The 14,465-nt window shown below is 66.9% G+C and carries 9 protein-coding genes; 8 read left to right on the top strand and 1 reads right to left on the bottom strand.

From position 1 onward, the window contains the following. Positions 1-9: 9 nt before the first annotated feature. Positions 10-1,329 (bottom strand): hypothetical protein, encoded by a 1,320-nt coding sequence (locus AB7M16_RS03050; RefSeq protein WP_453943092.1) that lies wholly within the window; start codon positions 1,327-1,329, stop codon positions 10-12. 729 nt (positions 1,330-2,058) lie between these two features. On the opposite strand from AB7M16_RS03050, the gene AB7M16_RS03045 reads away from it, so the two are divergent. From AB7M16_RS03045 to pyrH, 8 genes are all read left to right on the top strand, one after another. After that, positions 2,059-2,781: an outer membrane protein gene (locus tag AB7M16_RS03045; protein ID WP_172783568.1), complete on the top strand. Its 723-nt coding sequence runs from the start codon at positions 2,059-2,061 to the stop codon at positions 2,779-2,781. Positions 2,782-3,254: 473 nt separating this feature from the next. Then, positions 3,255-6,758, top strand: a complete 3,504-nt coding sequence (gene dnaE, locus AB7M16_RS03040) for a DNA polymerase III subunit alpha (protein ID WP_453943091.1) — start codon at positions 3,255-3,257, stop codon at positions 6,756-6,758. Between the two features lie 96 nt (positions 6,759-6,854). Then, positions 6,855-7,394: a DUF2846 domain-containing protein gene (locus tag AB7M16_RS03035; protein ID WP_439367222.1), complete on the top strand. Its 540-nt coding sequence runs from the start codon at positions 6,855-6,857 to the stop codon at positions 7,392-7,394. Between the two features lie 394 nt (positions 7,395-7,788). Continuing rightward, a complete protein-coding gene (locus AB7M16_RS03030) occupies positions 7,789-8,559 on the top strand; it encodes a carbonic anhydrase (protein WP_453943090.1) in 771 nt (256 codons plus the stop codon). A gap of 189 nt (positions 8,560-8,748) precedes the next feature. Next, the gene (locus AB7M16_RS03025) at positions 8,749-11,376 is read left to right on the top strand and encodes a caspase family protein (protein WP_453943089.1); all 2,628 of its coding nucleotides are present in this window, start codon (positions 8,749-8,751) and stop codon (positions 11,374-11,376) included. Between the two features lie 212 nt (positions 11,377-11,588). After that, positions 11,589-12,584 carry a 30S ribosomal protein S2 gene (locus AB7M16_RS03020; protein WP_172783573.1) on the top strand — a complete coding sequence of 332 codons (996 nt, stop codon included), beginning with the start codon at positions 11,589-11,591 and terminating at the stop codon, positions 12,582-12,584. A 133-nt stretch (positions 12,585-12,717) separates the two neighbouring features. Beyond that, the gene (gene tsf / locus AB7M16_RS03015; RefSeq protein WP_124158103.1) at positions 12,718-13,641 is read left to right on the top strand and encodes a translation elongation factor Ts; all 924 of its coding nucleotides are present in this window, start codon (positions 12,718-12,720) and stop codon (positions 13,639-13,641) included. Positions 13,642-13,701: 60 nt separating this feature from the next. Beyond that, positions 13,702-14,418: a UMP kinase gene (pyrH, locus tag AB7M16_RS03010; protein WP_172783574.1), complete on the top strand. Its 717-nt coding sequence runs from the start codon at positions 13,702-13,704 to the stop codon at positions 14,416-14,418. Positions 14,419-14,465 lie beyond the last annotated feature (47 nt).

Raw genomic sequence — 14,465 nt, 5'->3', positions numbered from 1 at the left:
GACGGCCTTTCAAGGCGCCAGAGCGCGCGGAGCGTTTGTGCTGACGGCCGGTTGAGGCGCAGGCGTCCACGGGCTCTCGGGCCAAGGAGCTGCCTGCCAGGGAGCCGCTTGCCCAGGCGTCGTCGGCCAGGAGCTTGTCGGGCCCGTCGTCGGCAACGCGCAGGATGCCTTGAGCCGGGCCCACTGTGACGGCAGGCCCGCCAGGTCGAGCTCGAACCTCGTGATGTCCGTCTTGTCGTCCGCTATCGGCGTGGTTTCGCGGACCTGCAGGGAGCGGGAGGCCATTATTGCCTTGACCATGTCGGCGTCGATATTGCCGCGCCAGACCTCGTACTTGCCGGTCCGCAGCGGAGATCCTCCGGCCGCCTTGTCCTTGGCGGCATCCGCCGTGATCAGGATCGTGCTCTTGCCGGCGGCCGTTTCGTCGACCTCGGCCGCAAACGTCAGCGGCGCGCCCTTGCTGCTTTCGCAAGACAGGCGCAGCTCCATCGTTCGGAACGTGGCGGCGCTCTCCTTCTTTGCGGTCGCGATCTTGCGGACGAACGGCCGGGCCTCTTTCTCCAGCGTCCAGTTCGTTTCGGCAAAAGATCGCGTGTCGATGCCGAAACCGTAGAGCTCGGATCGCGTCAGCACGTGCAGGCTTTCGAACTTCACCGTCCGGATGAGCGAATCGAGATCGCGGCTAATTCCCATCGCTGCGATGAACGCGGCGCGATCACGATCGGCCGCCAACAGCCGGCGGCGCCTGTATTCCGCGACGGCCGCCGGATCGGGCCGTCCGTCAAAGGCGAGCACCAGCCTCGAATTATGCACCGCCATTGCGGCATCGGGGGCGACCTCGCGCGACGTCGCACCGAGAAACACGTATCCGCAGGCCGAGTTGCACATGGCACGGTACGTGGTGAGCTCGGCCTCGACCTCGCCGTTTGCGTTCTTGAGCTTCAGGCACGCGGCGTCCACCTGCGTGCCCGCAGCGCAGGCGGTCGCGATCGTCCGGCCGACCCTGGCAATCGCCTTGCGGCTGCGTAGCAACCGCCCGATCGCATAGGACTGCTCGACGTTGCCGCCGGGCGAATGCAGGTAGATCGGACGCTGCAGGTCTTTGACCGCGGCGAGGAAGCGGCGAATGCGCAGCGCAGCCTCCCGATCGATCTCGCCCTCGATGGCGATCCAGCGGTCGCAGCCCGGGCCGCATGCATCGGGTGGCCCCTTGGCGAGGTAGATCGTCAGCCTGGAGGCAAATCCGGCTTTCTCGGTCGGCGCTGCTTCGGCACGCAAAGTGCCCTGGAGCGAGAGCGAGGCCAGGAGGAGCAGGATACGGGCGAGCATGGCAGGATCGACTGCGCGAAGGACAGCTGGACGGACGCTATACGATGACTGGCGCGGTCACAACTTGCGGCCGCCTGCGCCGTGCGCATTCATTTCGGACAGACATCCGGCAAATGTGTGCGAGACGTTCCGGCGCCTCGCGGTTCGCACGTCGCCGCGGCGAACTCGATCATCCGCCGCTCGCCGCAGCGCGGCCCGGGCGGCGGTGGAGATCGGATTGCGCGGATTAAAAGTTTGCGCGCGCGCAGCTCCGCTTGGCGGGAGCATGCCGGTGAGGGCGAGCAGGAGTGCGGCGCGGCGAGCTCAGCGCGCCGGATCTCGAACCTGCAATTGCTCAGTCTCGGCCATTCATCGCCGTGAGACAGAAGGAATGATCCTTGCCGAACGTGCACGAGCGAACTCGCGATTGGTGCGAGTGCGAATGTGATGAATGCGAGCGAAAATATGGCGACAATGGGATGAGTAACTCCACCGCGATTTTCGACTCTCCCATCACGCGAATGTGCGCGCGACGATGTTACGCCCGCATGCAGTTGATCTCGTCTCTCGACGTTGGAACTGCTGAAAACCCCTTGTTTCAAAGGGTTTCGCGCACCTGCGATTAACATTCGTTAATGAGCAGCGTCCTTTGGATTGCACTGTGGCGTCGCGGTTACAGCAATTCCGTCGATCGCTGTTATGACCACGCCACGGCCCGGGGGCCTCTGAAGAAACTGGAACGGGAATCAAATGAAGAAGAAGTTGTTGCTCGCCGCTGTCAGCCTTGTCGCGCTCAGCGCGGCTGCGCCGGCGCTGGCTGCCGATCTCGCGGCACGGCCCTACACCAAGGCGCCGCCGGCGGCGATCGCTGCTGTTTACGACTGGAGCGGCTTCTACATCGGTATCAACGGAGGCGGTGGTTCGTCGCACGCGACCTGGGACTTCGTTGGTCTCGGTCGTGAAGGTTCGCACGACGCGACCGGCGCCACGGTCGGTGGCCAAGTCGGCTATCGCTGGCAGTCCGGGCAGTTCGTGTTCGGCCTGGAAGGCCAGGGCAACTGGGCTGACTTCTCGGGCGACAACGTCAGCGCGCTGTTTGCCACCCGCAACCGCACCAAGATCGACGCGTTCGGTCTGATCACTGGCCAGGTCGGCTATGCCTGGAACAACGTGCTGCTCTACGTGAAGGGTGGTGCGGCTGTGGTCAGCGACAAGTACGAGATCTACGGCCTCGGTGGTCCGCTGCTGGCGTCGACCAGCGACACCCGTTGGGGCGGCACTGTCGGTGCCGGCCTCGAGTACGGCTTTGCGCCGAACTGGTCGGTTGGCGTCGAGTACAACCACATCTTCCTGGCCGACAAGGACGTCACCTTCGCCGGCTTTGCCGGTACGGAGCGCATCCGTCAGGACGTCGACATGGGCCTCGTCCGCCTGAACTACAAGTTCGGCGGCCCGATGTTGGGTCGCTACTAAAACCGACCCGCTCCACGCGAGCGGCCGACGAAAGCCCCGGCCTCAGCCGGGGCTTTTTTATTGCGTGAATTCAGCGAGTTAACCATCGCGCCGCGAGATCTCGGGTTAGGCTTGACTCCTGAGAACGAAATGAGAACAATGTTCTTTATACGTTCTAGCGAGGAGCGAGACCATGTTCAGGATTTTCGTGGAAGAGGCGGCTGCGCTGGCGTCCATCACGCTGTTCGTCGGGATGATCGCGATCTGGGCCCAAGTTATCCCGCAGCTTTGAGCATCCCGCAGCTTTGTCCCCGCGGCTCCGGGGCAGGCCCGGTTGGGGAAAAGCGGGACGACGCGGCGAAGCGGCCGCTCCGGCGTGGACTCTGGCGGCGCGAGACCCCACCATTGCGATGCCGAGTCGGCCGCGCGAGTGCATGATGCCTTGAGGAGCCGGCGACCGCTCCATCTCATCTGCAAGAGGCCGTCACGCGACCATGCCGAGCGCCGGATTTGTCCACCTTCACGTTCACTCGGCCTATTCGCTGCTCAAGGGCTCGATCAAGATCGCCAAGCTTGCCGAGCTTGCCAAGAAAGACCACCAGCCGGCGCTGGCGCTGACCGACACCGACAATCTGTTCGGCGCGCTGGAGTTCTCCGACAAGATGGCGGGCTCCGGCATCCAGCCGATCGTCGGCTGCGAACTGGCCATCGATTTCGGCGATCAGGATCCCAACGCGCGCAACGCGATGGGGCCGTCGCGCGTGGTGCTGCTGGCCGCGCAGGAGCGCGGCTATCGCAGCCTGATGCGGCTGAACTCGCGCGCGTTCCTGGAATCGCCGGACAGCCATGCTCCGTTCATCAAGCTCGACTGGCTCGAGGACGAGACCGAGGGCCTGATCGCGCTGACGGGCGGGCCGGACGGCCCGATCTCGCTGGCGCTCGCCGGTGGCATGGCCGAGCTCGCCGGCGTGCGGTGCGAGCGTCTCGCTGCTCTGTTCGGCGACCGCCTCTACATCGAATTGCAGCGCCACAACGCCGAGAAGGAGCGGCGCGTCGAAGGCGGCTTGATCGACATGGCCTACGCCAAGGGGCTGCCGCTGGTTGCGACCAACGAGCCGTATTTCGCGACCACCGACGATTACGAAGCGCATGATGCGCTGCTGTGCATTGCCGGCGGCCGGCTGATCGCCGAGACCGATCGCGTACAGCTGACGCCGGATCATCGCTTCAAGACCCGCGCCGAGATGGCGGTGCTGTTCGCCGACATTCCGGAGGCACTGGCCTCGACGGTCGAGATCGCCGAGCGCTGCTCGTTCCGGCCGATGACGCGCAAGCCGATCCTGCCGTTCTTCACCGTCGGCGCCGCCGCGAGCTCCGATGCCGCCTCGGTCGAAGCGGCCGAGCTGAAGCGGCAGGCGGAGGAGGGGCTCGCCAACCGTCTGCGCGTGCACGGCCTGTCCCTGGGCACGACGGAAGAGGATTACAACAAGCGCCTGGCGTTCGAGCTCGACGTCATCATGCGCATGAAATACGCGGGCTACTTCCTGATCGTGTCCGACTTCATCAAATGGGCGAAGAGCCAAGGCATTCCCGTCGGGCCGGGCCGCGGCTCCGGTGCGGGCTCGCTGGTGGCGTGGGCGCTCACCATCACGGATCTCGATCCGATCAGGTTCGGTCTGCTGTTCGAGCGCTTCCTCAATCCGGAACGCGTCTCGATGCCGGACTTCGACATCGACTTCTGCCAGGACCGCCGCGGCGAGGTCATCAGCTACGTGCAGCAGCGTTACGGCCGCGATCAGGTCGCGCAGATCATCACCTTCGGTACGCTGCAGGCGCGCGGCGTGCTGCGCGACGTCGGCCGTGTGCTGCAGATGCCCTATGGCCAGGTCGACAAGCTGACCAAGCTGGTGCCGCAGAATCCGGCGGCGCCGGTGACGCTGGCCGCCGCGATCGAGAGCGAGCCGAAGCTGCAGGCGTTCCGCGATGAAGATCCCGTGGTGGCGCGCGCCTTCGACATCGCCCAGCGTCTCGAAGGCCTGACCCGCCACGCCTCGACCCACGCAGCCGGCATCGTCATCGGCGATCGTCCCCTGAGCGAGCTCGTGCCGCTCTACCGCGATCCCAAATCCGACATGCCGGTGACCCAGTTCAACATGAAGTGGGTCGAGCCCGCGGGTCTCGTCAAATTCGACTTCCTCGGCCTGAAGACGCTCACCGTGCTCGACGTCGCCTGCAAGCTGCTCAAGCCGCGCGGCATCGATGTCGATCTCGCCACGCTGCCGATCGACGATGCCGAGAGTTACCAGATGCTGGCGCGCGGCGACGTGGTCGGCGTGTTCCAGGTTGAAAGCCAGGGCATGCGACGGGCGCTGATCGACATGCGCCCCGACCGTTTCGAGGACATCATCGCGCTGGTCGCGCTGTATCGGCCGGGTCCGATGGCGAACATCCCGACCTATTGCGCGCGCAAGCACGGCGACGAGGAGCCGGAATATCTGCATCCCGTGCTGGAGCCGATCCTGAAGGAGACCTTCGGCGTCATCATCTACCAGGAGCAGGTGATGCAGATCGCGCAGGTGATGTCGGGCTATTCGCTCGGCGATGCCGACCTGCTGCGCCGCGCTATGGGCAAGAAGATCCGCGCCGAGATGGACAAGCAGCGCGACATCTTCGTTGCGGGCGCGGTTAAGAATGGCGTGCCGAAGGGGCAGGCCGAGACCATCTTCGAGCTGCTCGCAAAATTCGCCGACTACGGCTTCAACAAGAGCCACGCGGCGGCCTATGCACTGGTGTCCTACCACACCGCCTACATGAAGGCGCATTATCCGGTGGAGTTCATCGCAGCGTCGATGACGCTCGATCTGAACAACACCGACAAGCTCTCCGAATTTCGCTCCGAGGCGCAGCGCCTCGGCATCAAGGTCGAGCCGCCGAACATCAACCGCTCGGGCGCGACCTTCGAGGTCGGCGAGAACACGATCTACTACGCGCTCGCCGCGCTCAAGGGCGTCGGCATCCAGGCGATCGAGCAGATCATCGCGGAGCGCACCCGAGGCGGCCTGTTCACCTCGCTCGCCGATTTCGCCGCGCGCGTCTCGCCGCGCGCGATCAACAAGCGCATCATCGAAAGCCTCGCCGCTGCCGGCGCCTTCGACACGCTGGAGCCGAACCGGGCGCGCGTCTTTGCCGGTGCGGACGCGATCCTCGCCGCCTGCCAGCGGGCGCATGAAGCTGCGACCATCGGCCAGAACGACATGTTCGGCATGTCGGCGGATGCGCCGACCATCATGCTGCCGCAGGTCGAGCCGTGGCTGCCGGCCGAGCGGCTGCGCCGCGAATACGACGCGATCGGCTTCTTCCTGTCGGGACATCCGCTCGACGATTACGCGACCGTGCTGAAGCGGCTGCGGGTGCAGAGCTGGGCCGAGTTCTCGCGCGCGGTGAAGACCGGCGCCACCGCCGGCAAGGTCGCCGCCACCGTTGTCTCGCGCATGGAGCGCCGCACCAAGACCGGCAACAAGATGGGCATCATGGGCCTGTCCGATCCCACCGGCCATTTCGAGGCGGTGCTGTTCTCCGAAGGCCTCGCGCAATATCGCGACGTGCTGGAGCCGGGCGCGGCCGTGCTGCTGCAGTTAGGGGCCGAACTCCAGGGCGAGGACGTCCGCGCCCGCGTGCTGCATGCCGAGCCGCTCGATGACGCCGCGGCCAAGACGCAGAAGGGCCTGCGCATCTTCCTGCGCGACACCAAGCCGCTGGATTCGATCGCCAAGCGTCTCGCCGGACCAGACATGGCTGCGGCCAACGGCGGCGCGCCGAAGATCGGCAGTCCCGGCATCGCACCGCGCGGAAGCGGCGACGGCGAGGTCTCGCTGGTGATGATGCTCGACCTCGAGACCGAGGTGGAGATGAAGCTGCCCGGCCGCTTCAAGGTCTCGCCGCAGATCGCCGGCGCGATCAAGGCGGTCGCGGGCGTGGTGGACGTGCAACAGCTTTAGCTTCTCCGCCGCGCGTTCCGGTTTTTACAAAGTAGTCGTACTGCATCGGTTGCAACCCAGCGCTGATTCCGACTAGCATGTGCCCCGGGGAATGGAATGGGGCGTGTGATGCTGCGACAGGGTGCGTTGTTGTTGGCCGTTTGTGCCATGCTGACGGGGTGCGTCAGCAATCAGGTTGGAACGGACTTTGCGTCGGTGTCTAAAAAGGTCGGTCCTCCGCGCGCGGGGCACGCGCGTGTGGTGTTCCTGCAGGACAAGAGGAACGGCCTGAGCATGGCTATTTGCGCCTGCGAGGTGAAACTCGACGGTGCGCCGCTCGGAAAAATCGTGGCCGGGAAATATGCCTATGCCGACCGGCCTGCCGGACGTCACGACGTGCTGGTCACTGAGCTGATGTTTCCGGGCGAGACCAAGCGTGAGATCGTCATGGAGGCGGGCCGGACGCATTTCTACCTGATCAAGAGCAGCGCCAGGCACGACGCCGCCATGGGCGGCGCCGTGCTCGGCGGTTTGGCCGGGCTTGCGGTCGTGTCGGTCGCGACGGCGGGCGAGGCCAATCTCGGGCCGGGCGAGATCGTTGCTCTGGATGAGGCAACCGCGCGCACGAAACTCGCGGAGCTGGAAGCCGTCGAGTAGGGCGCGCGGTACGATGACGTGCTTCTGATCGCGCCGGGCACGGGGCTTGTGGACGCGGGGCAGCTCTGGAGCGCGAAGAGATCTTGACGAAGCATCGCCGTGATGGATCGTTGCTTGAGCACGATCTGCGCATGAATGCGTGCCGCATTCGTCGAGAAAAAGAATTGTCGCAATTTTTTTGGATCACTCTTTTGGCGGGCGGATCTCGAATGCCTGCAGGCGGACGCAGGTCTGTGCAATCGTCGGGCGCACGATGGGCCACGCGTTTCGGCTTGCAGCATAGCGCGGTGCAGCAATCATCGGTTGCATCAATTAACATTTGTTATTTCTTCATTTCGGCGCACCGATCTTCGCGATACGCTTCATTCGTCCACTGACCCCGAGGAGATGTCACATGTGCGACAAGTGCTCTGCCTCTCTGCATCACAAACCTCTGCCTCAAGACATCGCGCCGTCGCGGCGATCGGCGATGCTGTTTGGCGCCGCCGCGTTCGGCATGGCTTTCGCCGGTGGAGCTTTCGCCAGTAGCGCCTTGGCCAAGGACGCCAAGCAGCCGCCGAAGCCGCAGAATGTGCTGTCGCCCGACGCGTCGCTGAAGCGGCTGATGGAGGGCAATGGGCGCTACGTCGCCGGCGTGTCGCGGCGCCACGATTTCAAGCACGAGCGCGAGGCGCTGGCCGGCGGGCAGAACCCGTTCGCGGCCGTGCTGAGCTGCGCCGACTCGCGCATCGCGCCGGAATACGCTTTCGACACGGGTCGCGGCGACCTGTTCGTCTGTCGCGTCGCCGGAAACTTTGCCGGCACCGAGACCATCGCAAGCATGGAATATGCGGTGGCGGTGCTGAACACGCCGCTGATCCTCGTGCTCGGCCATGATGCCTGCGGCGCGGTGGATGCGACGCTGAAGGCGATCAAGGACAATACGTCGCCGCCGGGGCACATTCCCTCGCTGGTCGATGCGATCGCGCCCGCCGCAAAGGCGGCGATGCAGCAGGGCGGGGACGTGCTCAACAAGGCGATCCGGCAGAACGTGGTCGACAACATCGCCAAGCTGAAGACGGCGGCGCCCATCCTCAATGCCGCCGTGGAGCAGGGCAAGGTGAAGGTCGTCGGCGGCATCTACCGGCTAACGACGGGCACGGTCGATCTGATCGCCCAGGGCTGAACGGGCCGGGGAGCCTCGCGCCGCAGTGCGGTGGCGAGGCTTGCGCCCGACGTGCAGGTTCGACGTGGAGTTGACTTGGGTGGCGGCGCCATGCCACCGCCCCAATCCGGGCATCTCGTTCAAGTGCCATTCAGCTGGCCGCGCGCCTGATACGCGGTGGCCACCTCAACAACAAAAGCGGGCACAGCCATGCGCGGGACGCTCAAAGTCTTACTCTGCCTTCTCCTGGCGGTCCTTGCCGTGGGCGCGCCGCAACAGGCGCGTGCCCAGCAGCAGGAAAAGCGCATCGCGCTCGTGGTCGGCAACGGCGCCTATGCCAAATCGCCGCTGGCGACCACCGCGAACGACGCCGGCCTGATCGCACAAACGCTGCAGGCGGCGGGCTTCGACGTGGTCGGCGCGCGCGATCTCGACGGCGACACGCTGCGCAAGAGCTTGCGCGATTTCATCCAGAAGGCCCAGGCGTCGGGGCCGGGTACCGTCGCGATGATCTATCTTGCCGGCTACGGCGTGCAGCTGGCCGGCGAGAACTATTTCATCCCGGTCGATTCCAACATCAGCCGCGACACCGACATACCGACCGAGGCCTTGCGCATCAGTGACTATGCGCGCCAGCTCGCCTCGATTCCGCTCAAGGCCAATGTCGTGGTGCTCGACGCGGCCCGGGCGCAGCCCTTCATCGAGGGCGGACAGCCGATCGCGAGCGGTTTGGCGCTGGTCGAGCCGGAGCCGAACATGCTGATCGCCTTCAACGCCGCGCCCGGCACGGTGGCGCCGGAGGAGCCGGGGCCCTACGGCATCTATGCGCAGTCGCTCGCCGAGATGATCCGCACCGGCGGCCTGCCGCTGCCCGAGGTGTTCGACCGCGTCCGCCTGCGCGTCAACGAGGCCTCCAAGGGCGCGCAGGTGCCCTGGAACGAGCAGAAGATCTCGGCGCCATTCTCGTTCTTCGAGCGCGCGCCCGATGCGCCGCCGCCGGCGGCTGCGCCCGACCAGGTCGCCGCGATCCGGAGCAAGCCGATCCGCGATCTCGGCGTGCAGGATGCCTATGCCGCCGCGCTCGAGCGCGACACGCTGCCGGCCTATGAGGAGTTTCTCGCGGCCTATCCGAACGACCCGCTCGCCAAGCGCGTGATGGCGATCGTTGCCGCGCGCCGCGAAGCCATCACCTGGCGGCGGACGTACCGGACCGACACGCCGGAGGCCTATTGGTCGTATCTGCGCCGCTATCCGCGCGGGCCGCATGCGGCAGACGCACGGCGCCGCCTTGCGATCCTCACCGCGCCGCCCGAGCCGCCGCCGAGCTTCGCGATGATCGACTACGACGTGCCGCCACCGCCGCCGGAGGAGGTGGTCTATGTCGACCGTCCCGTGCTGTATTTCAGCGATCCCGATTTCGGCTTCGCGCCGCCACCGCCGCCGCCGGTCTATTACCTGCCGCCGCCGCCGCCGGATTTCGTCGTGCTGCCGCCGCCACTGCCCGTGGTCGGCCTGTTCGTGCTGCCGCAGCCGGTGTTCGTGCCGATCCCGGTATTCGTCAGGCCGCCGGTCTATGTCGCGCCGCCGCCGAACAACATCATCTATCAGAACATCCACAACACGACGGTCATCAACACCGTGATCAACCGCCCGCCGGCACCGCCGCCGGCCGCGGGGCCGGCGCCCGGACCGGGCAATCTGGCGCCGGCGGTTGCCGGCCGCGCCACGCCGGCAGGTCCGGCCGTGCCGCAGGCGGTGGTCCAGCGCGCCGCTCTGATCCAGCAGGGCAAGGCGCCGATGCCGCCGAGCGCGACGATCCAGCCGACGGCGAAGCCGGGTCTCGCGGCACCGGCTCCGGCCAATGTTGCGCCTGGCACGACGGCGCCGCCGCCCGCAGGCGCCAAGCTGCCGCAGGCCAATACGGTGCCGGCGCCGGGAGCGCCCGGCAGCCCGCCGGCCGGAGCGGCGCCCGGGACGGGGACGCCGGGCGGCACACCCAGTCCGACCGCGACCGCGCCCGCCGGCAGCGCCGCTACACCCCCGCAAGCGCTGGCGCCGACCAAGCTGCCGCAGGCCAATACGCTGCCCGTGCCCGGCACCCCCGGCGGGCCGCCGCCGGCTGGAGCGGGGGCCGCGCCCGGGACTGTCCCATCCCCAGGCAAGCCCGCCGCGACCGCCACGGCGCCGAGCGGCAACGTCCCACCGCCGCAGCCGAACGCGGCTACGACGCCCAATCACCCACCGGCTTCCGGAAACGCGACGAATCCGTCCGCGGCCCTGCCCAGGCCGGGGACAACGACCCCGCCTGTGCCAGACCTGCGCGGCAGGCCGGGCGGGCCTCCGCCGGGCGCTTTGCCGCCGCCGAGCGCGGCCACCGGCAAGCCCGCCGCCCCGACTGCGGCCAAACCCGTGACACCTCCGCCGCCACCCTTGGCGGCGCGGACACCGTCCGGAGTTCAGGATCGTCGGCCCGCACCACCGCCGCCGCAGGCCGGCAGGCCCGCCGCTGCGCCTCCGCATCCTCAGGCTCTGGCAAGGCCGGCGCCGCCGCCTCCGCCGCGGGTTGCGCCACCCCCGCCGCCGCGGGCCGCGCCTCCGCCCGTCGCCGTGGCGCGGCCGGCGCCACCGCCGCCACCTGTTGCCCGGCCGGCGCCGCCTCCGCCCGCGATGGCGCGGCCGGCACCACCTCCGCCGCCTGTCGCACGGCCAGCGCCGCCGCCGCCACCACCTCCGGTCGCCCGACCGGCGCCGCCGCCGATGGCCGCAGCGCCGCATCCGCCTCCGCGGCCGGCCGGCCCGCCACCGAAGAGCTGCCCGCCGGGCCAGCCAAAGTGTTAGGAGGCTCAAGGGGCAGGGGACGCTCGGAAGCGAGCGCAGCCTAGAGGCGTCCCCAAAGGCCCGTTATTTCCTTGCTTCTGGCCGAAATGGCGCTATATAGCGCGCCATCTCACACGGAAACATGGCTCACAAGGCCGTCCGGTGGCAGCCGGGGCGAGAACGCTCCGTTTTGCTCACACGTTTCCGGAGGAACCAACCGGAGAACTAGAACGATGGCACTACCCGATTTCACTATGCGTCAGCTGCTGGAAGCTGGCGTGCACTTTGGTCACCAATCTCACCGCTGGAATCCGAAAATGGCTCCGTTCATTTTCGGCACCCGCAACAACATCCACATCGTCGACCTCGCCCAGACCGTGCCGATGCTGCACCAGGCCCTCCAGGCCGTCAGCGACACGGTGGCCAAGGGCGGCCGCATCCTGTTCGTCGGCACCAAGCGCCAGGCCCAGGACGGCGTTGCCGACGCGGCCAAGCGCTGCGCGCAGTATTTCGTCAATTCGCGCTGGCTCGGCGGCACGCTGACCAACTGGAAGACGATCTCGGCCTCGATCAAGCGCCTGCGTCACCTCGACGACGTGCTCTCGGGCGGCGAAGCCAATTCCTACACGAAGAAGGAGCGCCTGACGCTGCAGCGCGAGCGCGACAAGCTCGACCGCTCGCTCGGCGGCATCAAGGACATGGGCGGTCTGCCCGACCTGATCTTCGTGATCGACACCAACAAGGAAGACATCGCGATCCAGGAGGCCCAGCGGCTCAACATCCCGGTCGCCGCGATCGTCGACACCAATTCGGACCCCAAGGGCATCACCTATGTGGTGCCGGGCAATGACGACGCCGGCCGTGCCATCTCGCTGTACTGCGATCTGATCGCGCGTGCGGCGATCGACGGCATCTCGCGTGCCCAGGGCGATTCGGGCGTCGACATCGGAGCGTCGGCCAAGCCGCTCGCCGAAGAGCTGCCGGCAGCGTCCTCGAGCGGTTTCCAGGGCCTTGCGGGTCCCCGCGGCACCGCCGACGACCTCAAGAAGCTCCCGGGCGTGTCGGGTGCGATCGAGAAGAAGTTCAACGATCTCGGCATCTTCCACTACTGGCAGCTCGCCGAGCTCGACCACGACACCGCGCACACGATCGGCGAAGAAGTCGGTCTGCCGAGCCGCGCGGATGCCTGGGTGGCCAAGGCCAAGGCGCTGACCGCGGAAGCGGAATAGTCAAAAAGAGCGATGGGTTGGCCGGATAGGATCCGGCCACCATTTCAGTTGACGCGACTTCCTGAGATGGACCGCGGCGGGGCGATTTGATGCCGCGCCGCGGCAAACCAGCAGGCACAAAGGATTTTCAACGATGGCAACGATCACAGCTGCGATGGTCAAGGACCTGCGCGAATCGACCGGCGCAGGCATGATGGACTGCAAGGCAGCGCTCACCGAAAACGACGGCAACATGGAAGCTGCGCAGGACTGGCTGCGCAAGAAGGGTCTGTCCAAGGCCGCCAAGAAGTCGGGCCGCGTCGCGGCCGAGGGCCTGATCGGCGCACTCACCAAGGGCACCAAGGGCGTCGTGGTCGAGGTCAATTCCGAGACCGACTTCGTCGCCCGCAACGGCCAGTTCCAGGGCCTGGTCAAGATGATCGCGCAGGTCGCGTTCGACGTCGGCGCCGACGTCGAGAAGATCAAGGCCGCCAAGGTCGGCGACGTCACGATCGAAACCGCCATCAATGATGCGATCGCCACCATCGGCGAGAACATGACGCTGCGCCGCGCCGCCCAGCTCGAGGTGAGCCAGGGCGTTGTCTCGCACTATGTTCACGGGGCCGTCATCGAGGGCGCCGGCAAGATGGGCGTGATCGTGGCGCTGGAGTCGCCGGGCAAGGCTGACGAGCTCGCAGCGCTCGGCCGCCAGATCGCGATGCACGTCGCGGCTGCCAACCCCCTGGCGCTCGATCCATCCGGCCTCGATCCGGCCGTGGTCAAGCGCGAGAAGGACGTGCTGGCCGACAAGTACCGTCAGCAGGGCAAGCCGGAGAACGTGATCGAGAAGATCGTCGAGTCCGGCCTCAAGACCTACTACAAGGAAGTCTGCCTGCTCGAGCAGGCCTTCATCCACGACACCGGCAAGTCGGTGGCGCAGGCGGTGAAGGAGGCCGAGGGCAAGGTCGGCGGCGCTGTGAAGATCGCCGGCTTTGTGCGCTATGCTCTCGGCGAGGGAATCGAGAAGCAGGAAAGCGACTTCGCGGCCGAGGTCGCCGCGGCCAGCGGCAAGAAGTAAGCGCCGGAACGTTCCTTCCGGCGTGCCGCCGGAAGCGGCGCCCGGACAAGGAAAGTGCTCATGACTGATCCGGTCTATCGTCGCGTCGTGATCAAGCTGTCCGGCGAATATCTCGCGGGACAGCAAGGCTTTGGCATCGATCAGCCGACCGTCGACCGGGTTGCGGACGATCTGATCGCGGCCCGCCATCTCGGCACCGAGGTCGCGGTCGTTATCGGCGGCGGCAACATGGTCCGCGGCGTCGAGGTCTCATCCCGCGGGGTGTCGCGCACCACCGGCGACACCATGGGCATGCTCGCCACCATGATGAACTGCCTCGCGCTGGAAGCGGCGATCGAGCGCAAGGGCACGCCGGCTCGGACGCTGTCGGCCTTCGTCATGCCCGAGATTTCCGAGCTGTTCACCCGCACCGCGGCACACAGATACCTGGCCGAGGGCCGCATCGTGCTGCTCGGCGGCGGGACCGGCAATCCGTTCTTCACCACCGACACGACGGCGGTGCTGCGGGCCGCCGAGATCGGCGCGCAGGCGGTCCTGAAGGCCACCAATGTCGACGGGGTCTACTCGGCCGATCCGAAGAAGGATCCGACCGCCACGCGGTTCGACCGCCTGACGCATTCGCAGGCGATCGAGGGCGGCTACAAGGTGATGGATGCGACCGCCTTCGCGCTTGCCCGCGAGACATCGCTGCCTATCATCGTATTCTCGATCGCGGAGCCGGGCTCGATCGGCGCGATTCTGCGTGGCGTCGGCCACGGAACCATCGTCGCCGGCTGACGGCTCAACTGGCGCGCCCGAAAGGGAACGGCGCGGAGCGGTCGCCG

Source organism: Bradyrhizobium sp. USDA 372 (assembly GCF_053629095.1).
This window is presented reverse-complemented; position numbering and strand designations above follow the sequence as displayed.

Excerpts from the sequence above, each read along its gene's own strand:
- AB7M16_RS03050 (WP_453943092.1), bottom strand. The coding sequence starts at position 1,329 with ATGCTCGCCCGTATCCTGCTCCTCCTGGCCTCGCTCTCGCTCCAGGGC.
- AB7M16_RS03045 (WP_172783568.1), top strand. The coding sequence starts at position 2,059 with ATGAAGAAGAAGTTGTTGCTCGCCGCTGTCAGCCTTGTCGCGCTCAGC.
- dnaE (WP_453943091.1), top strand. The coding sequence starts at position 3,255 with ATGCCGAGCGCCGGATTTGTCCACCTTCACGTTCACTCGGCCTATTCG.
- AB7M16_RS03035 (WP_439367222.1), top strand. The coding sequence starts at position 6,855 with ATGGGGCGTGTGATGCTGCGACAGGGTGCGTTGTTGTTGGCCGTTTGT.
- AB7M16_RS03030 (WP_453943090.1), top strand. The coding sequence starts at position 7,789 with ATGTGCGACAAGTGCTCTGCCTCTCTGCATCACAAACCTCTGCCTCAA.
- AB7M16_RS03025 (WP_453943089.1), top strand. The coding sequence starts at position 8,749 with ATGCGCGGGACGCTCAAAGTCTTACTCTGCCTTCTCCTGGCGGTCCTT.
- AB7M16_RS03020 (WP_172783573.1), top strand. The coding sequence starts at position 11,589 with ATGGCACTACCCGATTTCACTATGCGTCAGCTGCTGGAAGCTGGCGTG.
- tsf (WP_124158103.1), top strand. The coding sequence starts at position 12,718 with ATGGCAACGATCACAGCTGCGATGGTCAAGGACCTGCGCGAATCGACC.
- pyrH (WP_172783574.1), top strand. The coding sequence starts at position 13,702 with ATGACTGATCCGGTCTATCGTCGCGTCGTGATCAAGCTGTCCGGCGAA.